General features: G+C 47.0%; 15 protein-coding genes. 7 read left to right on the top strand and 8 right to left on the bottom strand.

Features of this window, described 5'->3' with window-relative positions; all coding sequences use genetic code 11:
• Positions 1-10 precede the first annotated feature (10 nt).
• Positions 11-3082 (bottom strand): PAS domain S-box protein, encoded by a 3072-nt coding sequence (locus QUB51_RS14055; protein ID WP_333053311.1) that lies wholly within the window; start codon positions 3080-3082, stop codon positions 11-13.
• Between the two features lie 409 nt (positions 3083-3491).
• On the opposite strand from QUB51_RS14055, the gene QUB51_RS14060 reads away from it, so the two are divergent.
• The 6 genes from QUB51_RS14060 (at position 3492) to QUB51_RS14085 (ending at position 11127) form a co-directional block, all read left to right on the top strand.
• Positions 3492-4685, top strand: coding sequence for an NAD(P)/FAD-dependent oxidoreductase (locus QUB51_RS14060; protein WP_333208357.1), 1194 nt, complete (start codon positions 3492-3494; stop codon positions 4683-4685).
• A 122-nt stretch (positions 4686-4807) separates the two neighbouring features.
• The gene (locus QUB51_RS14065) at positions 4808-5536 is read left to right on the top strand and encodes an HAD-IA family hydrolase (protein ID WP_333262172.1); all 729 of its coding nucleotides are present in this window, start codon (positions 4808-4810) and stop codon (positions 5534-5536) included.
• A gap of 257 nt (positions 5537-5793) precedes the next feature.
• Positions 5794-6417, top strand: a complete 624-nt coding sequence (locus tag QUB51_RS14070; RefSeq protein ID WP_333053314.1) for a DUF3859 domain-containing protein — start codon at positions 5794-5796, stop codon at positions 6415-6417.
• On the top strand, positions 6418-8172 hold the full coding sequence (locus QUB51_RS14075; RefSeq protein WP_333262175.1) for an asparagine synthetase B family protein: 1755 nt from the start codon (positions 6418-6420) through the stop codon (positions 8170-8172).
• 184 nt (positions 8173-8356) lie between these two features.
• Entirely contained in the window at positions 8357-9577 is a 1221-nt protein-coding gene (locus QUB51_RS14080; RefSeq protein ID WP_333053316.1) for a decarboxylase, read from the top strand.
• A gap of 236 nt (positions 9578-9813) precedes the next feature.
• On the top strand, positions 9814-11127 hold the full coding sequence (locus tag QUB51_RS14085; RefSeq protein WP_333232418.1) for a hypothetical protein: 1314 nt from the start codon (positions 9814-9816) through the stop codon (positions 11125-11127).
• Between the two features lie 319 nt (positions 11128-11446).
• Here QUB51_RS14085 and argJ read toward each other — a convergent pair whose 3' ends face one another.
• The 4 genes from argJ to rpsF all read right to left on the bottom strand — a co-directional run bounded on the left by argJ (position 11447) and on the right by rpsF (position 14578).
• Complete coding sequence (argJ, locus tag QUB51_RS14090) at positions 11447-12688, bottom strand: bifunctional ornithine acetyltransferase/N-acetylglutamate synthase (protein WP_333232420.1); 1242 nt, start codon at positions 12686-12688, stop codon at positions 11447-11449.
• 327 nt (positions 12689-13015) lie between these two features.
• Positions 13016-13156 (bottom strand): hypothetical protein, encoded by a 141-nt coding sequence (locus QUB51_RS14095; RefSeq protein ID WP_015176121.1) that lies wholly within the window; start codon positions 13154-13156, stop codon positions 13016-13018.
• A 61-nt stretch (positions 13157-13217) separates the two neighbouring features.
• Complete coding sequence (locus tag QUB51_RS14100) at positions 13218-13412, bottom strand: hypothetical protein (protein ID WP_006631905.1); 195 nt, start codon at positions 13410-13412, stop codon at positions 13218-13220.
• A gap of 830 nt (positions 13413-14242) precedes the next feature.
• The gene (gene rpsF / locus QUB51_RS14105) at positions 14243-14578 is read right to left on the bottom strand and encodes a 30S ribosomal protein S6 (protein ID WP_015176119.1); all 336 of its coding nucleotides are present in this window, start codon (positions 14576-14578) and stop codon (positions 14243-14245) included.
• 15 nt (positions 14579-14593) lie between these two features.
• Here rpsF and QUB51_RS14110 point away from each other — a divergent pair, with 15 nt between their 5' ends.
• Positions 14594-15511: a carbohydrate ABC transporter permease gene (locus tag QUB51_RS14110; protein ID WP_333262178.1), complete on the top strand. Its 918-nt coding sequence runs from the start codon at positions 14594-14596 to the stop codon at positions 15509-15511.
• 372 nt (positions 15512-15883) lie between these two features.
• On the opposite strand, the gene QUB51_RS14115 is transcribed toward QUB51_RS14110, so the two are convergent.
• The 3 genes from QUB51_RS14115 to QUB51_RS14125 all read right to left on the bottom strand — a co-directional run bounded on the left by QUB51_RS14115 (position 15884) and on the right by QUB51_RS14125 (position 21034).
• Entirely contained in the window at positions 15884-18436 is a 2553-nt protein-coding gene (locus tag QUB51_RS14115; protein ID WP_333054684.1) for an HDIG domain-containing metalloprotein, read from the bottom strand.
• 229 nt (positions 18437-18665) lie between these two features.
• A complete protein-coding gene (locus QUB51_RS14120) occupies positions 18666-19814 on the bottom strand; it encodes an ADP-ribosylglycohydrolase family protein (protein ID WP_333208366.1) in 1149 nt (382 codons plus the stop codon).
• Positions 19815-19924: 110 nt separating this feature from the next.
• Positions 19925-21034, bottom strand: coding sequence for a transposase (locus tag QUB51_RS14125; protein ID WP_333054682.1), 1110 nt, complete (start codon positions 21032-21034; stop codon positions 19925-19927).
• Between the last annotated feature and the right edge of the window lie 104 nt (positions 21035-21138).

Consider the following 21138-nt stretch of genomic DNA (forward strand, 5'->3'; position numbering starts at 1 on the left):
TGACTACTGACTACTGACTATTCCCTACAGGAATCTCGATCGCAAATTCCGTACCTTGACCCGGTGCAGAATCGCAATGAAGCTGCCCGCCGTGCTTTTCCACTACAATTTGATAGCTAATAGACAGCCCCAAACCAGTACCTTTACCGGGTTCTTTCGTAGTAAAAAACGGATCGAACAGCCTTTCGTGAACATCTATCGGAATCCCCGGGCCGTTGTCAGCAATCCTAATCACAATATGAGAAGGATGCCGAATCGAAGTATCAGAAACAGCAGAATCGGGTGGCATCAAAGCATCCTGTTCATATTTTACCTCCGTACAAATCCGCAGCGTCGGCGAAGGACAATAAGGAATAAGCGCCTGTTCCCCCTGCGCCCACTGTCCAGTCTCCATTGCCTCTTCCAAAGCATCAATTGCATTGCCGATAATATTCATAAATACCTGATTCAACTGTCCTGCATAACACTGTACGCGGGGCAAATTCCCGAACTCTTTGATCAGTACAATTTTAGGATGCCCTGCCGTTTCTTTCAACCTGTGTTGCAAAATCAACAAAGTGCTTTCAATCCCTTCGTGAATATCCACCTGCTTTTGTTCGGCTTCATCTAATCGCGAAAAATTCTTCAGTGACAGCACAATTTGACGAATTCGCTCTGCTCCCATTTTCATCGAATTTAAGAGGTTCGGCAAATCTTTGAGCAGAAAATTTAAATCAACATCATTTATTTCTTGTTGAATTGCCGATGTTGGTTGCGGGTATTCCTGCTGGTAAAGTTGCAGCATTTTTAGCAAGTCTTTAAAGTAATCGTCAGCGTGCATGACGTTGCCGTAAATAAAGCTAACTGGATTGTTGATTTCGTGAGCAACGCCAGCGACTAATTGCCCCAAACTTACCATTTTTTCATTTTGAACCATCATGCTTTGAGTTTTATGCACATCCCGCAGGGCTTTTGCCAATTCTTGATTTTTAGCCCTCAATTGACTTTCGGAAAGTCGCACCGCTTCTTCTGCGTGTTTGCGATCGGTAATATCTTTACGAATTGCTACATATTGATGGGGTTCGCCGTTGGTATTTAAGAAAGGTACAATGGTAGTATCCAACCAGAATAATGTGCCATCTTTAGCTTGATTTTTCATTTCTCCTCGCCAAACCTTTCCCTGGCGGATGGTTGACCAAAGCTCCTTGAAAAAATCGGCTGAGTGATAGCCAGAATTGACAAGTCTGTGGGTTTTGCCAATCAGTTCTTCTCGGGAATATTTAAATAGTTCGCAAAATTGATCGTTGACATAGGTAATGGCTCCGAATTCGTCGGTATTCGAGACAATTGCCGATTGATCCAAAGCAAATTTTTCAAATTCCAACTCTTGGAGAGTTTGGCGCAATTCTGCTTCGGCTTGTTTGCGATCGCTAATATCGGTAATCATCCGCAACACCCCGGAAAATTCGCCCTCATCGTCGAACATCGGCGTCGCCGAGACGATCGCCCACAAGTGAGATCCGTCTTTGCGAGTAAACTTAAAATCGTGGCGTTCGCGAATGCCTTGCCGCCGGCGCTGGACGTAACTTTCTGCTATTTTCCTAGACTCGCAGTCGATAAACTCAAATAGCGATCGCCCCAGCATTTCCTCCACAGTATACCCCAGCATTTCGGCCATCATGCTGTTAGCAAAAGTCGTGATACTTTCGCTGTCAAACATCCAAACGCCCTCCGAAGCCGTCTCGACAATGCAGCGGTAATAATTCTCCCTCTCCCTGACTGTTGCCTCTGCTTGCTTGCGATCCGTAATATCAGTTTGTACCGCAATAAAACCTTCTAGTTCGCCATTTTCTTGATAAATTGGGGCGATCGAAAGCGCCACCCAATAACCCTTTCCATCCTTGCTGTAATTGTAGATTTCCTGATTAAACGGCAGGCCCGCAGCCAAAGCAGATCGCAGTTGAGCAATAGTTACCGGGTCTGTTTGAGCGCCTTGCAGTACATCACCCGGTTTTTTGCCCTGCATTTCTGCCAGCACATAACCACTAATCCGAGTAAATCCTTCATTCACCCATTCAATGCAGCCTTGAGCATCAGTAATAATCACACCATTTTGCGTTTTTTGAGCCACAATGGCCAAGCGCAACAATTCTGTTTCAGTTTTTTTGCTTTCCGTAATATCTTCAGCAATACCCAAAATGTACTTAGGCGCGCCCGATTCGTCAAACAAAGGAACTTTTTTTGTGTGCAAAATCCGCTTGCCTCGGTGCGGAAGTTCGATAGTTTGTTCGGGCAAATCTACGCCTTTTCTAGTTTCCAGCACTTCTAAATCTTGTGCTTGCAAGTAATTGGCCTGAACTGACTCCAACAAGTCAGCAGCATTGTTTAAAATCACTTCATCCCTGGAATAGCCAAACAATTCTTCGCTAGCAGTATTCCAATAAATAAATTTTTGCTCTACAGCATCTTTAATAAAGACGCTAATTGGTAGATTTTGCAGTACCGCATTCAGAAAATCTTGAGTGTTTCGCAGGTTTTCCTCAGCTCGCTTTCGTTCCGTAATATCCAAAATTACTCCGTCGAGATAAACAACCCGACACTGAGAATTTGCGATCGGCGAAACCGGCGAAACCACAGCCGACAAAAAACCCTCAATTTCCCCTTGTTCCTCTTGTTTTCCTCTATCCTCTTCCGCCTCGCAGCAAACAGCTTTGCCTTTTTCGTAAACCCAGCTAATAGCGCCGTCAGCCCGGAAAATCCGGTATTCAAGGATGTACGGAGTTCTGGTTTCTACACTTTTTTTGACAGTAGCATCCACATTTTTGCGGTCTTGAGGATGGATAATGCTGGCAAAAGAACGGACGCGATCGTTGATAAAATCCGAAGAAGGATAGCCTGATATTTCTTGAACAGCCTCGCTCAAAAACGCCATTGTGCGTGTTAATTCCTCCTCGTCCGTATACTCGCAGGTACAGCGGTAGACAGCACCAGGAATATTAGCTACTAAATTTTTATATTTTTCTTCGCTTTTTAACAAAGATGAGCCGTCTTCCTTATTGCGATCGCCGTTCTTAAATTTAGAAGAATTAGAGGAAATTTGCATGATTTTTTCACTTGTGAGTGCGGGGGCAAGTGTTAGAGTAGATTACCCTATAAAAAGTAAATTAAATTGGCGAAATAATTCGTTATAAACTAATATAGTACAAAATTAGTTCTGCGAACATTCAGAAAATTTGAGGGTGGCTAATAGGTAGAGCTAATCAAGGCTAGAGATGTAGAAAAGAGTTCGGAAACGCATTATCTAACGGATTGAACGCATTTAACGGATGGATGTTGAGGTTCGAGGGAAACAGGGAAGATTTTCCCCTTTCTCGTTTTCCCACTCCCCCTCTCTCCCCCTCTCCCCATCTCTTCCACTCCCACTCCCCCAATCTCCCCCTTCCCCACTCCCTCACTCTCGTTAGAATAAGATAAGTTTCCTTGCTACCGACCAGCCCCTCAAACAAAACACCATGACTCAACAACAACCCCGGATTTGCATTCTCGGCGGAGGCTTCGGCGGACTCTACACAGCCCTGCGCTTGAGTCAGTTACCCTTCTCCAAAACCGAAAAACCCGAAATAGTCCTAGTTGACCGCCGCGATCGATTTTTGTTCGTTCCCTTGCTGTACGAACTCCTGACCGGCGAACTCCAAACCTGGGAAATTGCCCCCCCGTTTGCCGAACTCTTGGAAAACACAGGTGTGCGCTTTTGTCAAGGTACTGTCTCCGGCATCGATGTGGAGCAAAAGCGAGTGCAGTTACACGACGGGCCAGAAATTCCGTGCGATCGCCTAGTTTTAGCTTTAGGCGGCAAAACCCCTCTAGATATGGTCAAGGGTGCGGTTGAATATGCTTACTCGTTTCGCACTCTCGACGACGCCTACCGCTTAGAAGAAAGACTGCGGTTTTTAGAAGCCAGCAACACCGACAAAATTCGGGTGGCGATCGTCGGCGCCGGTTATTCGGGAGTAGAATTAGCTTGTAAATTAGCCGATCGACTCGGAGAAAAAGGTCGCGTGCGGTTAGTTGAGCAAAGCGACATGATTCTGCGGACATCACCGGAGTTTAACCGCCAAGCCGCCACCCAAGCTTTAGAAAAACGGAAAGTGTGGATCGACTTAGAAACAGCAGTAGAGGCGATCGAAGCAGACACAATATCCTTACTTTACAAAGGACAATTAGATGTTCTCCCCGTAGACATAGTGCTGTGGACAGTAGGAACTCAAGTTAGTCAAGCAGTGCGATCGCTACCCCTCAAACAAAACCAGCGCGGTCAATTAATAGTCAATCCGCAAATGCAAATTATCGACCATCCAGATATATTCGCCTTGGGAGACTTAGCTGAATGTCACGATGCAAATGGTCAAAAAGTCCCCGGAACAGCCCAAACAGCCTTCCAGCAAGCTGACTACACCGCATGGAACATTTGGGCCTCCCTGACCGGCCGCCCATTACTTCCTTTCCGCTATCAGCCCCTAGGAGAAATGATGACATTAGGAAATGACAACGCCACCCTAGCCGGTTTAGGAATTAAACTCGACGGACAACTAGCCCACATTGCTCGCCGCCTAGCCTATCTCTATCGGATGCCAACATTTGACCATCAGCTAAAAGTTGGTTTCAATTGGATTAGCAAGCCGATTCAGGATTTGCTGAAAAGTTAGTTAACTGTTAACTGTTAACTGTATTTATTAATTAGTCCGCGCAGGCGGACTTTGTTTGTATAGTAGCGGTTTAAACCACCCAAAAACCTGATAAATAACAAATAAGAAATAACAAATAACAAATGACCAAAGTAATTTTTTTAGACGCCGCAGGTACACTATTTGATGTTCGCGGTAGCGTCGGCGAAGTCTACGGAAAACTAGCCAAGAGTTTTGGAGTAACAGTTAAAAGCGAAGAGTTAAATGCAGCCTTTTTCCAAAGCTTTGCCTCAGCAAGCCCGATGGCATTTCCAGGGAGAGAAACGGCAAAAATTCCCCAATTAGAATTTGAGTGGTGGCAAACTGTTTCCGCAAAAGCATTCCAAATAGCAGGCATTTTCCAGCAATTTTCTGACTTTCCCAAATTCTTTGTCGAACTCTACGCTCATTTTGCCACCGCCGAACCTTGGTTCGTCTATCCCGACGTATTGCCAGCATTAAATAAGTGGCAGCAACAAGGAATAGAATTAGCAGTAGTCTCGAATTTCGATTCCAGAATTTATGCAGTATTAAAAGCACTAAATTTAGCTGAATATTTCACATCAGTGACAATTTCCACCGAAGTTGGCGCAGCCAAACCCGATTCTCAAATTTTTACCGCCGCTTTGCAAAAGCACAACTGCATTGCGGAGAATGTGTTGCATATCGGCGACAGCTTCAAAGCTGATTATTGTGGTGCTAAAAATGCGGGATTAAACGCAATTTGGTTGAATCGCCAACAGGAAAAAATCAATTCAGGCAAATTGCCTTTAAGTGAAACAAAAATAGAAGTGTGCAGCAGTCTTGATTTTATAATCGAGGTTCTTAAATAGAGGACTTAGCGATAATGTTTAGGGTGCGTCGCTGTCAGAGATTCAATAAAAATTGGAGAGTATAGATGGCGACGCACCTTACCATAGCTTTTACATAAATTTTATGAGGTTAAGGTTAGGATTTTTATGAATTGACTTTGAGAGCTGTTTATTGAATAATATGAGTAATTTAACCGCAGAGAGCGCAGAGGGCGCAGAGGAAGAGAAGAGAAATGTGATGTGATTTTTATATCTAATTTTTACTGGGAAGGAACTCTATGGAACCTCGACTCACTCAAACTCAGTTAGCACAGGTAGTCGCTGAAATCGACAAGTTATCGCAGCAGCGCGAGTTAGAATTGGAACCCGATCGGGTAAGAGAAATTTTACGGGAGTTGAATCTGCCTGATGAGCTTTTAGAAGATGCGATCGCCCAAATGCGCCGCCGCGAAGTCCTAGAAAAACAGCAGCGACGCAACCGCTGGATCGCGATCGCCTCGACAGCCGTTGTCATATCTGCGATCGGTATAGGTGTACTGTTCGGGCAAAATCAGCAACAAAAAACTGCTCGAGTTGTCGCAGGAGAAGACCGAATTTCCCTATCTCAAAAGGGCGGTGACAGCCTCACTCAAGTCAATCGTCAAATTAATCCCCGCATCTACTATCAGGTGACGTTGCAAAATGCTCCGATCGGCAATGAGTTGTCTCTGCAATGCGATTGGATTAATCCTAGCGGTCAAACTGTGCATCAGGCTAGGTATCAAACTCGCACGATCGATACTGCGGTTTGGAATACCCACTGCTTTTACGATCTCGGATCTGCTGCAGCCCCAGGCAAATGGGAAGTTCGGATGTCCCTGGATGGGCGCGCGATCGGCAGTGAACCTTTCACGGTGAAATAGATGGGTGCGATCGGCAAACCTTCACATTTCATAGGCTATTGGGGACTGGGCGATCGCACAAAAACGCTCAGCCGTTTAGCCCCAGACTACTTCATCCGACAGGGCAAATTATCAGAATGGGCGATCGCCTCTGCATCTGTACTCACGGGCGATCGAGTGACGCTGAATGCTTGCGGGCGCGATCGGGCGACGGATTTTCCGGGAGATGCTTGGGCGGCGGTAGAAGCCCAACAGCTAAGGCTGGGGCGCGATCCGTTTGGGCGAGTGCCGCTTTATTGGATGCAGTTGCGAGAAACGATTTGGTTTTCGACGCAAATGCAACTGCTGCTACCGCTGATTGCTTCCTCTCAAATTAGCCCGATCGCCCTACACACTTATGCTTGCTTTTCCTACGTGCCCACGCCGTTAACGCCGATCGAGCAAATTGCCTCCGTAGCAGCCGGAAGCGAGATGATTTGGGAAATTGCCGATATTAAGGATCTGCCGAAAGTGCGATCGCTGCCTTCAGCTTGGCAAGAAGCGCCCCAATTACTGCGGAGTGAAGACGAGGCGATCGCACAATTGCAAAGGCTGTTGCAACAGGCGATCGATCGACAAGTGGCCGATTTGCCGATCGACGAACCCGTAGGCGTTTTACTCTCCGGTGGCATCGATTCTTCCCTGGTGACGGCGCTGCTAGTGAAAGCAGGCTTGCAGGTGCGCGCCTATGCCCTCGATTTTGGTGTCGAAGCCTATTCCGAACTGCCCTACGCCCAACAGGTGGCGGACTTTTTCCAGATTCCGCTGATTCGGGTGGCGGCGACGGGTGATGCAGTGTTGCGCGCGATCGGGCCAACCGCCAAAGCCCTCGATTTACCCTATGGAGATGGTACGACGGCTGCGCTGTTTTTGCTCAAACAGGCGGCGGCGCAAGATGTGCGAGTTGTATTCAATGGCGAGAATGGCGATCAGCTATTTGCCGGATGGACAAACAAGCCTTTGATTGCCAACGGAGTTTACACAGCAGAACATCCCGCCGGAAAAGAAACCTTTGAACAGCAGTATTTGCGGACGTTTCAGCGATTTTATGGTTATGAAAAACAGATTTTTTCGCCCGAAATGCTCGATCGCATCCAGTCTCACGATTTGAGCGTTTACCTGCAAGACGCGATCGATCCCGGTTGTTTGTCGAAGAGGTGTCCTTCCCTGCTAGCGAGGCTACGGCGCGCTTCGCTGATGCTCAAAGGTGCCCAAAATATTCAGCCGAGGGCAACCTCATTGGCGTTTGCTTGCGGTTTGTGGGTGCGATCGCCCTTCTGCGACCCCGACCTCACGGACTGGACGTTTCAACTCCCTGGCGAGCTGCTACTGCAAGGTGCGTGCGAAAAATACATCCTCAAAAAAGCGTCTGAACGCTGGCTGCCGCCGGAAATTGTCTGGCGAGAAAAGCGCGGGATGGGAGTCCCGTTGAAGGTTTGGTATTACCGGGAGTTTTGGGCTGCGATCGGCGATCGGCTGAATCCGAATGTGTTGCGATCGCAAAATTGCTGGCAGCCCCATTTGGCTGACTCGATGTTATCGGGACAACTCGGAGTTACCATGCGCGATCGCTATATTGGCAATAATCTCTGGTTGCTGCTGATGTGGCAGGCATGGCGAACCGAGGTTTTAGGCGAAATTCCGGTTAAGCGATCGCTGGATCATGTGTTTTGGTTGCCACCGGCGATCGGACAACGCATTTGGAAATATCGAAGGAGGTTGACAGTTGACTGTTGACTGTTGACTGTTGACTGTTGATATGGGCGGGGCGGGTTTATAAATTTGTTGGCTTTGAAGTTGAGAATACTGGTGAACCCGCCCCTACAAGATATGGAATTATATCAGACAGATCCCTCGGACTTGATATAACCCGTTACATCCGTTAAATCCCGTACATTCCTCGTTGCCGAACTTCTTCTATATGACTGAATCTTTGCTACAAAATGAAACCAAAACACATTCGCCGCCGTTCTCCGAAGCAATGGCCCAGCGACTTTTGTCAACTTATGGTTCGCCTTTATATGTGTATCAGGCCGATATCCTCCGTCAAACCCTTGACGATATTACGCGATCGATCGACTATCCGCACGTTCAGTTTCATTTTGCTAGCGTCACCAACGGCAATATTGCTCTGTTGCAATTGATTCAGCAGGCTGGTTGGGGGCTACACGCGAATACACCGGGGGATGTTTTTTTGGGACTGAAAGCGGGTTTTACGAGCGATCGCATTGTCTACACCGGCAGTAACCTCAACAGGGCTGATATTCAGCAATTGATCGAGTGGAAGATTGAGCGATTTAACTTCGATTGTCTGTCCCAACTCCAAGATTTTTGCGAATATTCCGGGAGTCAACCGCGATCGATCCGTGCCGAAATTGGACTGCGCCTCAACTCACCGGAATTGACGGGAGACAGTCGGATTGGAGTACGTGCCGCCGAATTCGGGAAAGCCAAGGAAATCGCGCAGCCGCAGGGGTTGAGGATTACCGGATTGCATTTTTATCGGGGGACTGGAACTAACGCCACGAGTGCTTTTACGCAGGCGATCGATCGCCTAATTGCGATCGCCCAACTGTTGCCCCATTGGCGAACCCTCGATTTTGGCGGTGGTTTTGGCTATCCCTATCGAGGTGGTGCGGTGTTTGACTGGCGGGAGTTTGGTGCGGCGATAACTGAACGATTGAGTGCGCTATCTCGCCCGATCGAGTTGGTGATTGAACCGGGACGATCGGCGATTGCAGGTTGTGGCGTTTTGCTTGCGAAAGTTGTGTCGGTGAAGTGGTTGGGCGATAGGCAAATTGTCGGCGTGGATACGACTGTATCAAATCTATCGGTGCCTGCGGTGCACGGCGGCTATCGGGCGATCGCGACTTGGGAAACCGACGATGTATCGCGACATGAAACCGATATTTGCGGCAACACGACTTATTCGCGGGATTATTTAGGGCGCAACTGTTGGCTACCGAAACTCAAAATTGGAGATGCGATCGCGATTTTGGATAGCGGGGCTTACGGCTATGCGATGTCGTCGCATTTTCTGCACCGCCCCCGCCCTGCTGAAGTGTTGATTGATGCCAAGGGCGATCGATTAATTCGACAGCGAGAAGACTATTCTATCTTGTTAAACGGGCAAGTATTTTAAACCTGAGATGTTACACCATTCTTAAGAACAGGCAAGATGCCTGTTCCACAATAAATAAATTGTCTTGTGGAACAGGCATCTTGCCTGTTGCTGACAATGGTGTAACATCTCGGTTGTAACGAAGTTATCTCTCTTCACTTCCTCTGCGCCCTCTGCGGCCTCTGCGGTAAAATCATTCCAAAACAACCGTCAACGATATAAATCCATTAAATCAATCAGGAGTAACCGAAATGGGAATGAAATGCGTCCAGTGTAATACCGATAACAATTTGCGCGATCGTACAAGCAACTCAGGTCGCTGTAAACAGTGCAACCATCCGTTTGTCTTTGAACCCACTACCGTCACTGATAAAAAGTTGGCTTTCACCGATCCGTTTTTCAAAAAGGCGATCGAGAATATTTCCAGCCAAAATATGTTGTTTTTTACGCACAAACAGTTTTTGTATTTTATTGACCAAAAGCTTAAATCTCGCGCACCCGAAATCAGTTGGATTTTGACCTACTTCTTTTTTAGCGTATTTGCGGGAACCTTCTGCCTTACCTTCGCTATTGCTATTTTTCCCTCACAATTCGCAGTTATTATTACCTTCGCTCTCTACAATTTGATTTGGATATGGCTATTTTTTCACGACAGTAAATCTCCTGATCAAGGTATTCGCGGCAGAAGAAATAATGCTAAAAACCTCCAGATTTTAGGGGGAATTATTTTAGTGCTGGGCATTTCAGGAAGCCTAATATTTGATTATTCTTCAGGATACATCGTAGCGATTACACTAGGGCTATTTTCCTACTGGCTCGGCATTTCACAAAAAAAACGCCCACAGATAACTGGTGAAGGATTTCTTGTCAATCAAGCGCAGAGTGATAAATGGCTGCGAGACTGGCAAACAGTAAACGGCACATTAGAAAAACTGCTCCCTGCGCCTCGTCAAGAAGCTTTACCCGCCAGCATCGATCGCGAAGTTAGCGCCTACAGTTTCGATCGCGCAATCATCTGTGACAGTGACGAAATAGCTCAATTCCTCATTGCCAACAACGTCCATTTTGAAAACAACTGCGCGATTCTTAGTATTAGTGGCTATCCCCAAAGCATCTTCAGTACCGTGATTGAAATGCTGCGGCGCAATACCGATTTAAAAGTCTATGCACTGCACAATGCGAGCCCTGCTGGAGTTGGCTTGGTACATCAACTGCGAACTAATCCAAACTGGTTTGCGAATCAACAGGTGACAATTTTTGATTTGGGAATTTCTCCCCGTCAAATCTTAGCATCCCGCGATATGTTTGTGCAGCAATCTCAAACAATCGCACAAACAGCCCGTCAATTACCCGACGCTGTAAGGCAAAGTTTAACAGCAGAAGAACTAGCATGGCTGGATGCAGGCAATTTTGTGGAATTGGAATCGTTTACGCCGCAGCGGTTGTTGCGCGTGGTGAATTATGGACTTGCTCAGAGTGGCGATCCGCAGGGTAACGAGGGCTTAATATTAGTGGATGATAATGTTGGATACGGCGGCGGCTATGTGTTTGTCTCCGATAGTTTTGGTTAGGGCGTGTTTTCAAACTTGATATTAGACTTATTAATAATAAGCTTAAAAAGTCTTGAAACTTAGTCTGAATAATATTTTTAGCGCTCTTTTGTTAAACTCCTAAAAAGCTTATCTTGGTAAGGGCTTCAGCGATTTTAAAATGAGGAGCAAAAAAGCTGAGATTAACTCGGTGAGTAAAGGTTTCAGATTTTTTAATTTCCCCCCGTGGGGGGAAGTTGAGTTTAAATTGTGTGAAATTTGCCTTCAACTTTCTCTCGTCTGGTTTTGTTTGTGTAGGCGCGGTTTCTAACCGCCCGGACTTGTAACCGCCTGGACTTATTTAAGTCGTATACTCCGCATTAATCTTCACGTAGTCGTAACTCAAATCGCATCCCCAAGCTTTCGCAAAACCGCTGCCATCCCCCACACTAACCTGAATTAAAACCGTATCAGCCTTCAAATATTCCCCCTCCGCAGCCGCTTTCATATAATTACTTGCTGCAGCGCGATCGAACTCTTTAGGTTGTCCGTTTTCCATCATCAAAAAATCCCCCAATTGAATCCGCAAATTCTCTTGATCGAAAGGTACACCAGCGCGCCCAGCCGCCGCCGCAATTCTGCCCCAATTCGGATCGCGTCCGAAAATAGCAGCTTTCACCAAGGAAGAACCGACAATTGTTTTGGCAATTTTACTCGCAGAAACTTCATCTAGCGCGCCACTAACTTGCACTTCTACCAAACAAGTTGCACCTTCGCCGTCACGGGCGATCGCCTTTGCTAAATGCACGCAAACTTCTGTCAGCATCGCTTCTAATTTTTCAGCATCTGCCCCCATTTCTGTAATTGCGGGCGTGCGGGATTGGCCGTTTGCCAAAGCAATTAGCGAATCGTTGGTACTGGTATCGCCGTCAACAGTAATTTGATTGAAACTTCTGTTAGCCGCCCGACTCACCATTTCTTGCCACAAATGCGATGACACTGCTGCATCGCAAGTTACAAATGCCAGCATTGTTGCCATATTCGGGTGAATCATTCCCGAACCTTTGCAAATGCCGCCGATGCGGACGGGCCGATCGCCAAACATTGTTTCCAGGGCGATCGTTTTCGGCACTAAATCAGTCGTACAAATAGCCTTAGCCGCCGCATCGGAACCAGTTTCCGATGCCTCAGCAACTAATCGGGGAATTGCGGCCCTCAGCGGCTCCATTTTAATCCGCTGTCCGATGACGCCAGTGGAGGCCAAAAGAATTGATTCTGGAGGAATATTCAGCGCTTCTCCCAACAATTTGGCACTTTCGAGGGCATCTGCCAAACCTTGTTCGCCAGTAGCAGCATTAGCTTGTCCCGCATTGCACAAAATTGCTTTCGCGCTGGGTTTAGCTTGCAAACGCTGGCGGCAGTAGTCCACACAAGCGGCCCGGACGGTGGAGGTTGTGAAGACTCCGGCGGCGATCGCGTCTACCTCTGACAAAATTAAACTTAAATCTGGCAAGCCTGAAGGCTTCAAACCCGCTGTAATTCCCGATGCTCTATACCCTCTGGGTGCTGTAACTCCGCCGTCAATTTCTTTCCAGTCCGACATGATGACCTCCCTAGTAGCCTTCAATCTGCTGAAAGGGGATTATACCATTTTAGATTTTAGATTTTAGATTTTAGATTTTAGACTTCGGCGTGAGCGCTCAGTCAAACGATTTTAGATTTTAGATTTTAGATTTTAGATTCTTTTGAACCCAATTTCCCATTCCCCATTCCCCATTCCCCATTCCCCATTCCCCATAAAACTAATCGCGGCTTCCAATCTAGAGTTAGAACTCAAGAAGAAGTCGCGACGGTTTTGTAATGAACATTATTAATTTTTAGCTGGCCAACAACAAACTCGATTAAACTATCTCGCCGTTGAAAAAAGGAGTTATTTGCGATCGATACTCGCTGGAGAACCAGCATCTAAACCAACTTCAGCAGCCACACGGCTCAGCATGGATTCCTGACGGTTTTTGACGACGTGTTGATGGCGCATCATCAGGTTGCGGGCTTGTTCTTGAGTGGACATAACTGATTTCTCCAAATTATAGGTAATAACTTCGTAGACAATTGTCGAAATTGAGTTTGCCCTAGCTCATAGTGGCGTTGCTGCGATCGTAACTGGCTTGAAAGCTGGGCTGCGGTTTGCCTTGAATGTGACCCCAGTAGTGCGTATCTTCCATCCCGACTTCGGTGGCGGTGCGGTTGAGCATGGATTGCTGGCGGTTCTTCACCAGTTGGTGGTGGCGCATCATCAGAGAGCGAGCTTGATTTTCAGTAGACATATGCGGTTCCTCCGTATTCTTTAGATTAATGTTGGGCTGGTTTTTTCTTCTCTTCTATCACTATAACAGACAATTCTGTATCTAAAGCTACCAAATTAAAATTGTCACAAAACTTTACAATTGGGCTATGGGGCGAGAATCTCGATCGAGGTTGCAGGGAGTGCGATCGAGCTTTGGCTGGTGGATTCAGGCCCAACCTCAAGCAGCAGTTGGCAAAATTTGACAATATTCCTGTTCTAAGAGCCATATTTTAGCGGCTACCTAATTGCCAAGGGCAAAAATAACTTTATAGTTTGGTTCAAAGTTATAGATGCAGAATTTTGTCTCTCAAGAAAGTAGAATTTGCCTTAGTTAACAGTAAATTTAATAAGTAGCGAATCACAATTAGATTTACAATGATTAAGCAGTTATGCTCAAGTCTAGTCAAGTTTTTTGTAGTCAACTAGATAATAGAGTTGGGCTAAGTGAATCGCCCTCGCCATCCTCAAAAAGCGAGCTTTGTTTGTTGATAAAAATAGATTAAGTCCCAGCAGTCTCTCCACAAAAAAGAGCGATCGTCCTCCCCTAGAAAAACAATCGCCCATTCACCTATAATTTCAATTAACATCAAGCCCCGCCCTTAAAAAACTATGCTGTACCCACAATTCCAGAGCTCCCCCTAGCCTCTTGTTCAGGAGGATGCCAGGGGGAGCGAAAGGCTCTGACGTTAGTTTTTCAAGTTGTGCGTACAGCGTAGCCCTTAAGAAAGGCGTGCCGGGGCCGAGGAATAAGCGGCCCTAATCGTCAAACAGTAGACGGGTACTACATAAGACGTTAAATTGACACGATCGCTACTCGGCGACTTCAGCTTCAGCTTCCGCTTCCGGTGCATCTGGCACATCTTGCTTGATTGTCAAATAGCGAATCACTTCTTCGCTCAGACGCATCGCGCGCTCCAGGGTAAAAATTGCAGCGCCCGGAGCTGTATAGTTCATTTGAACGTATACTCCGTCCCGGTGCTTGCCGATTTCGTAAGCCAAACGGCGCTTGCCGCGGTGCTGAGTTTCGATGTTTTCAGCACCTTGATCGCGCAAAATAGTTTGATATTTAGCGATCGCCTGGTCTGTCATTTCTTCACCCAAATCAGGGCGCAGAATGTACATAGTTTCGTAAATAAACGGTTTCATGGCAATAATCCCCTTATGGACAACAAGGCTTCTCACGAAGCAAGGACTTATTATCATATCCCAACCATGAACAATCTCAAAACTAAAAAACCAAATTCCCCAAACAACACTCCCTCGCCGTGGAGCACCCTGTGGACGTACAGCCTCATGAGCGCGATCGCACTTTTAATGCTATTTCCCTTGCTGTGGCTGCTCAGTACCTCCCTCAAATCCCCCAACGAAAACATCTTTCAATTTCCCCCGCAACTGTGGCCACAACAGCCAACCCTCGAAAACTTCATCAAAGTTTGGCAAACCAACCCCTTCGGCCGCTACCTGTTCAACAGCACCCTAATTGCTGGCCTCACGGTTAGCATCAACGTCCTCTTTTGCGCCCTCGCCGCTTACCCCTTAGCCCGACTCAACTTTCGCGGCCGCGAAGCCATCTTAATCACGATCGTTTCCACAATCATGATTCCCTTCCAAATAGTCATGATTCCCCTATACATATTGACTGTACAACTCGGACTAAAAAATAGTTATTTAGGCGTAATCTTTCCCGGACTAGCCTCAGCCTTCGGCATATTTTTATTGCGACAAGCATTTCTAGCAGTTCCCAAAGAACTAGAAGAAGCAGCCCGCATCGACGGCTGCAGCGAATTAGGCATTTGGTGGCACGTCATGATTCCGGCAATTAAGCCAGCTTTAGTCACCCTAGGAATTTTCGTATTTATCGGTTCTTGGAGCGACTTTCTGTGGCCGCTGCTAGTTTTAGACAGGCCGGAATATTACACATTACCTTTAGGGGTAGCCAATTTAGCCGGAACATTTTCCTTAGATTGGCGTTTAGTTGCGGCGGGTTCTATTATGTCTATTGTTCCAGTTTTAGGACTATTTTTGCTCTTGCAAAAATACATTGTGCCAACAGAAACCGCCGCCGGAGTCAAAGGATAAAATTAACATAAAAAATCGGCGTTAATCCGCGTTCATCTGCGGTTAAAAATTAAAATCTTTTGAACTCACAACTCACAAAATTTATTTGTAATGTAGGAACGGCCAGAAATCCACTGGATTGTTGACCGCGCTGGGGTTCTAGATACTATCATCGCATTTGCAAATGCGATCGATGCCCAAGACTGGCAAAAATTGCGATCGCACCTAGCCGGCGAAAGAGATATCGACTCTTCGGAATTTTGAGGAATCAAACAAACTATGGTAATTGTCAGCGACAATCCTGAAGTGCATGGCGATTTGCCCCGCAAACCGCAATAAAATCTCATTCACAACTGAAATGCGAACTGATTTTTCCTAACTAAAAATTTTCGCCTACCTGGGAGTAAAAACTGCACTAGGGTAAGCAATCCGCTTGTGATTGAACTGTTCCCAAACTCGCACAAAAATCTCCGCAATTAGAGACATATCCTCCCGCGTTAAATCCGAATCAATCAACTGATTATCCTGCCAGCGAGCCCTCAAAATCTTATTAACCATATTCAAAGCCTCTTCATGAGTAGCATCCTTGAGCGATCGCAAAGCAGCCTCGCAAGAATCCGCCAGCATCAAAATCCCGGTTTCCCGCGACTGCGGAATCGGCCCATCGTAGCGAAAATCCTCCTCCCTCACTTGGCGACTTGCGATTGTTAACTTTGAATTATCCGCATCTGGCAAAACAAGCTTTAAATCTTCTATTTCTTTGGCAGCAATTTGCTGCGCCTGGTGGTAGAAGTAAGCAATTAACATTTTACCTTGGTGTTCGGGAATAAACGCCTGAATTGCCTTCGGCAATCGATGCTTTCGCGCCATCACCAAACCCTCGGTAACGTGCTTTTTAATAATCTCCGCGCTCGCCCAAGGGTCATTAATTTCATCGTGCTTGTTGGCCCCGCCCATTTGATTTTCACAAAATCCCAGCGGGTCGTGCATTTTTCCAATATCGTGGTATAATGTCCCAGTCCTAACCAGCTCAACATTGCAGCCGAGTTCTCGGGCCGCAGCCTCTGCCAAACTCGCCACAAACAGCGTGTGCTGAAAAGTCCCAGGAGCCTCGGCAGCCAACCTCTTCAACAGCGGGCGGTTGGGATTGGCAAGTTCCGCCAGCCGGATCGGCGTAATCAAGTCAAAAACGTGTTCCAAATAAGGGCTGATGCCGATCGCCACAACGCTCCAAGCCAAACCGGCCAAACTTTGCGCGCCCACCGTACCGAGTACGACGTACCAAATTGCACCGGCAGCCGCGCTGGCAATCAAAGTCCCCACCAGATAAACGCTGCCCTGAGCCAAGCCGACAGCTACGCCCAAAAGAGCCAATTCCTCGCGCGATCGCAGCCGCCCGGCCATAAAAGCGCCCAGCAATCCGCCCGCCCCGCTAGCCACCAAATGAATCAAGTCCACATTTAAGCCAATGGGCAGCAGCGCCGACAGCAGCCCCACCACAGTGACTCCCACCGCCGAACCGTAGAAGCCGCCCGCTAAAATCCCGATCGCGGGCAAACTCGTCCAAGGCAGCCCCAAACTCACCAGCACTGGCGCGCTCAAAGTCAGCAGCAGCAATAGCAAATGATCTCTGCGGCGCAAGCGGTAGTGCCTTTCCACCAGCAGTACGATCGCAATTGCCCCCGCGACTAAACAAACAAAACCCGTCAGCCCCAGCCAATTCACCCCCCGCCGGCTCAAACCAAAATAGTCCAGCAACACGAAATCTTGCTGCGATATCTCTTGTCCTTGTGCAACAATTATCTCGCCCCGATCTACTGCGATCATCACCGGTTTCACCTTTTGCGCCGCTAATTCAGCTAGCTGTTTGGTTTCCTCCCGATCTCTCACCAGATTTGGCTGCAAAATCGCTGTTAAACCCTCCACCGCCAAACCTTGGGACTCTAACGGCACTTCATCAGCCACTTGCAGGTTCACGGCTTCTTGTAAAATCTCTTTGGGCAACCCCTGCGGGATACCTTGAGCCACCATTCTTTTTGCCGCCCGACTCATACCGGTTTGGGTTTTCTGCCAAGCTGCTTCGGACAAATCAAACAGCGAAGTATCGTAAATCTGGGGCAGCCCCAAAACCGACGGTTTTCCCAGCGCCTCCACAGCATTGAGATAGCGCTCGCGAGCAGAGGAAATACTGTCTGTCAGGCTTTGAAATTCTGCTGCCCGGACCGATCGGCTGTAAGCTTGCAGTTGAGCGATAGCATCTTGCTGAGACTTGTTATCTGTTGCCGCAGCAATTGCCGGGGAATCCAAACTCAATCGCTCGGAAGTTGCACTTTTGTCACCCGCTTGCGCCAAAATCCAGCGCCACTCCCACTCAGGACAGCTCCGCAAGTAAACCTGAACAGCAAGTGAGAGGGCCGAGGTACTCGCAAACGGAAACGGGCCTACCGCCTCCCGTAGATCGCTCCCATGCTGCAAAAATTGTTGCAATTCTTGATAAATTTGTCGATCGACCGCCGAATCCAGCATTAATATAGCTACAGCCCCTATCCGCGCTGCTTTCCGCTGTTCTTCAGTAGTTTTGTAATCCGGGACGCTAGCAGTAGCAGGAGCCTTAATCGTCTGAGGAGCTTTCGTCCCCACATCCAGTTTCGGCTGGTTGTAGAAGCGGTGGCCCAGAGTGCTGCTTAGGGAAACTACCGCTATCAGCGCCAACATAGGGGAACGAGCTTGATTTTTGAGGCTTGATTTGGAGGTTTTACTTGTAAATTTAGTAGTAAAAGTCTCGGGAAGAAGCCATTTCTGGCGCGACAAACGGCTCAGGAGAGGCCCGCCAGCGCGTGAGGTATCTGCTTTGCTGCCATTTTGCACTTTAGCAATGTGTTGGCGCAGTGAGCGCGCAGCCCCTAGCTGCTCAATCTGTCGCATCAATGAGGAGAGCGTATTCATTTGTGTCGAAGATATATCACTGTTATCCAGCAGCTTTGTCAGAATTTCTGACTATGCATCTTGATTGATTTTATCCGAACTACCCATATTCTCGTTGAAACCCGGTTTTGTGGGGCAGGCGCGTCCGATTTAATTTTTCACTTTTTAATCTTTAATTGGCGCTCTCCTTCCACTTTGGCTTTTGACTTGTTAGTTGCTGGTTTCCCCTTACTGTTAAAAGCTTTAACCTTTATATTTTACGAGGTCTAATGACATAAGGTGCAGCCACCGATCGGGCTAGCACAGCAGAATCGACTCCGGCATCGGGCCTGTAAACGCCTGCCCAAACAGCAAACAGGTTATTTGCTAACTCTACAATTTTTACATCGCTGCCAGTTCCCCAGAGCAAAGGTTCTCGGCCCTCGGCTAGCTGCTGCGAATTAACCTGAGCCGAAGATACCTGTCGCCATTCTACAGGAATCGCAGCAACGCCGTTATACGCTCCAGACAAAGCTCCCGTCAAAGCGCAGGTTATTTGTCCGGCTATACCACAGCGGGCAGCACGCACCACTGACAAGCGCAAGTCTTCTGGGGTGTTCAAAAAGCAGTAGAAAGCTAAGGCAATGGGAATGAAATTTCCTGGGTTGACAATTGACTCGGTTTGTAATTTTTTTTCACCTTCGCCCTGTCTTTCTCGCAAAGCTGTGGCGCTTTTGCACAGATAAGTGGCGGCTGTTTCTAAATCGGCTCCCTTTTCTAGTAGTATTTGCACTTGCAGCAGCAGCTCTGTTAAGGCATTCTCTGTTTTCAGGTAGGCAAGTGTTTGCTCGATCGCCGTCGCGGGGTCAAGTCTTTCTTTGAGAGAGCGGGCGATCGTATATGCTACTGCTAAAATTGCTGTTTCCCATTCTGGCGGGTTTTCGTTGTGCCAAACCTCTATCGCCAGCATGATTTTTTCTCGCAATTTGGCTTTATTTTCGTGAAAAAACATCGCCGATGGCAGCGCAGCAAGGGCAGCTTCACCAGGGTTAAGTAAGGTTGGAAACTCACTGTTGCGGGGATGGTAGATTTCCGACTTGGCAAATGCTTCCCAAGTATCGCGCCAATCTTTTAAATTTAAACCCCTACACCGAATTAAACTTTGAGCACACGCTACCGCAAGTGTCCCGGATGCGGATGAGTCTTTGCCACTTGGGATTTTACTGTTGACAGAATTCAACGCCAATGTTGCGCCACTTACGGTCAATTGTTGGTGTTTCGTCAGTTGTAAAATCGGCTGCAAGTCTTCTGTTTGGGGGGGAATACCGACGAGTTGCCTCTGGTATTGCAGGCCTAGAGAGTCTCCTAAAACTGCCCCCAGGATGGTTCCTTGAAACTTGCTCAACAGGGAATGCCGCATTTGAATTTAACTCAAGTTGTTATTGACATACTCCCCGGCTTAAAAGCGCGGGGATTCTTAACACTTCATTGACCGATACTACCGAAGTAGTTTTACGAGCGTCTCCATGTTCATTTAGAGTCGTGGCAATGCCCTATCCCGACTTTATTTATATTTTTGGCGGCGTTCTCATCTCTGTCTTGGTTAGTACCGCAATTGAGGCAGAGTATATAACGCACAGAGAGGTCTATTTTCCCCCACTTAAACCCGCAATCTGAGCAAACTTGGCTGGTAGGTTCCCAGCGACTAATTACTTTGAACTCTCTGCCATACTTCCCACATTTTCCATCGCACAAAGCCCTAAACTCACCCCAACCTTGCTGACTAATTGCCCTTGATAGCTTCCTATTTTTTACCATTCCTGCTACATTCAAATCTTCTAAAATGACAAGTTGATTATCCTTAGCCAAGTTAGTTGATAGTTTGTGCAAAAAATCTTTTCTAGTGTCAGCAATTCGGTTGTGCAGTCTAGCTATTTGCAGTCGGGTTTTATTCCGCCGTTTAGAGTCGAGTTTTTGACGGGAAAGTTTACGCTGTAATCTGCGAATTTTGCGATCTAACACTTTGTAGTCAGGGCTTACAGCTTTAGTCCCGTCACTCATTACAGCGAAGGTTTTAATGCCCAAATCAATGCCGACGCTGTGGTTCTTAGCTTCGACTTCTTCGGGATCATCCTCTACTACAAAGCTGATGAAATACCGATCTGCACAATCCTTGATTATAGTTAAAGAGCTTGGATGGTCTGGCAATTCCCTAGACCAAATCAGCTTAACTCTGCCAATCTTTGCAAGGTAAACATAATCATCCCTCAACGAAAAACCGTTTTTGGTTAGTTTGGCGGATTGGCTGTTTGTCTTTTTTTTGAACTTTGGATAGCCGACTTTTTTTCCGTTACGTTTTCCTTTACAAGAATCCAAGAAATTCTTAAAAGCTGTTTCCAAATCAGAGACAGATTGTTGGAGGCAAATCGCCGACACTTCTCCCAACCATGCTCTCTCCTCAGTCTTTTTTGCCTGAGTTATTACAATTTTTTGCAGGTCTGCACAGCTAGGTTTTTTGGCAGAGTTTTTGCAAATTCTTAGGGCATCATTCCAGACTACTCTAGTACAACCAAACAATTTAGCTAAGCTAATTTTTTGTTCCGTACTAGGAGATAATCTGTATCGATACCGCGCTTTCATGCCTCTCTCTCCTGTGTTATTCTTATTATACTATACCACAACATCTGAGAAAATTAGGACAATTAAGAAATTAAAACCGTCCTATAAGGACGGGGCTTTAAACC

This window comes from Microcoleus sp. AT8-A3 (genome assembly GCF_036705675.1).
GTDB lineage: Bacteria > Cyanobacteriota > Cyanobacteriia > Cyanobacteriales > Microcoleaceae > Microcoleus.

Bases quoted from the DNA above. Each gene is read 5' to 3' on its own strand.
- QUB51_RS14075 (WP_333262175.1), top strand. From the start codon at position 6,418: ATGGGTGCGATCGGCAAACCTTCACATTTCATAGGCTATTGGGGACTG.
- rpsF (WP_015176119.1), bottom strand. From the start codon at position 14,578: ATGAAACCGTTTATTTACGAAACTATGTACATTCTGCGCCCTGATTTG.
- QUB51_RS14100 (WP_006631905.1), bottom strand. From the start codon at position 13,412: ATGTCTACTGAAAATCAAGCTCGCTCTCTGATGATGCGCCACCACCAA.
- QUB51_RS14115 (WP_333054684.1), bottom strand. From the start codon at position 18,436: ATGAATACGCTCTCCTCATTGATGCGACAGATTGAGCAGCTAGGGGCT.
- QUB51_RS14125 (WP_333054682.1), bottom strand. From the start codon at position 21,034: ATGAAAGCGCGGTATCGATACAGATTATCTCCTAGTACGGAACAAAAA.
- QUB51_RS14080 (WP_333053316.1), top strand. From the start codon at position 8,357: ATGACTGAATCTTTGCTACAAAATGAAACCAAAACACATTCGCCGCCG.
- QUB51_RS14110 (WP_333262178.1), top strand. From the start codon at position 14,594: ATGGACAACAAGGCTTCTCACGAAGCAAGGACTTATTATCATATCCCA.
- argJ (WP_333232420.1), bottom strand. From the start codon at position 12,688: ATGTCGGACTGGAAAGAAATTGACGGCGGAGTTACAGCACCCAGAGGG.
- QUB51_RS14055 (WP_333053311.1), bottom strand. From the start codon at position 3,082: ATGCAAATTTCCTCTAATTCTTCTAAATTTAAGAACGGCGATCGCAAT.
- QUB51_RS14060 (WP_333208357.1), top strand. From the start codon at position 3,492: ATGACTCAACAACAACCCCGGATTTGCATTCTCGGCGGAGGCTTCGGC.
- QUB51_RS14070 (WP_333053314.1), top strand. From the start codon at position 5,794: ATGGAACCTCGACTCACTCAAACTCAGTTAGCACAGGTAGTCGCTGAA.
- QUB51_RS14095 (WP_015176121.1), bottom strand. From the start codon at position 13,156: ATGTCCACTCAAGAACAAGCCCGCAACCTGATGATGCGCCATCAACAC.
- QUB51_RS14120 (WP_333208366.1), bottom strand. From the start codon at position 19,814: ATGCGGCATTCCCTGTTGAGCAAGTTTCAAGGAACCATCCTGGGGGCA.
- QUB51_RS14085 (WP_333232418.1), top strand. From the start codon at position 9,814: ATGAAATGCGTCCAGTGTAATACCGATAACAATTTGCGCGATCGTACA.
- QUB51_RS14065 (WP_333262172.1), top strand. From the start codon at position 4,808: ATGACCAAAGTAATTTTTTTAGACGCCGCAGGTACACTATTTGATGTT.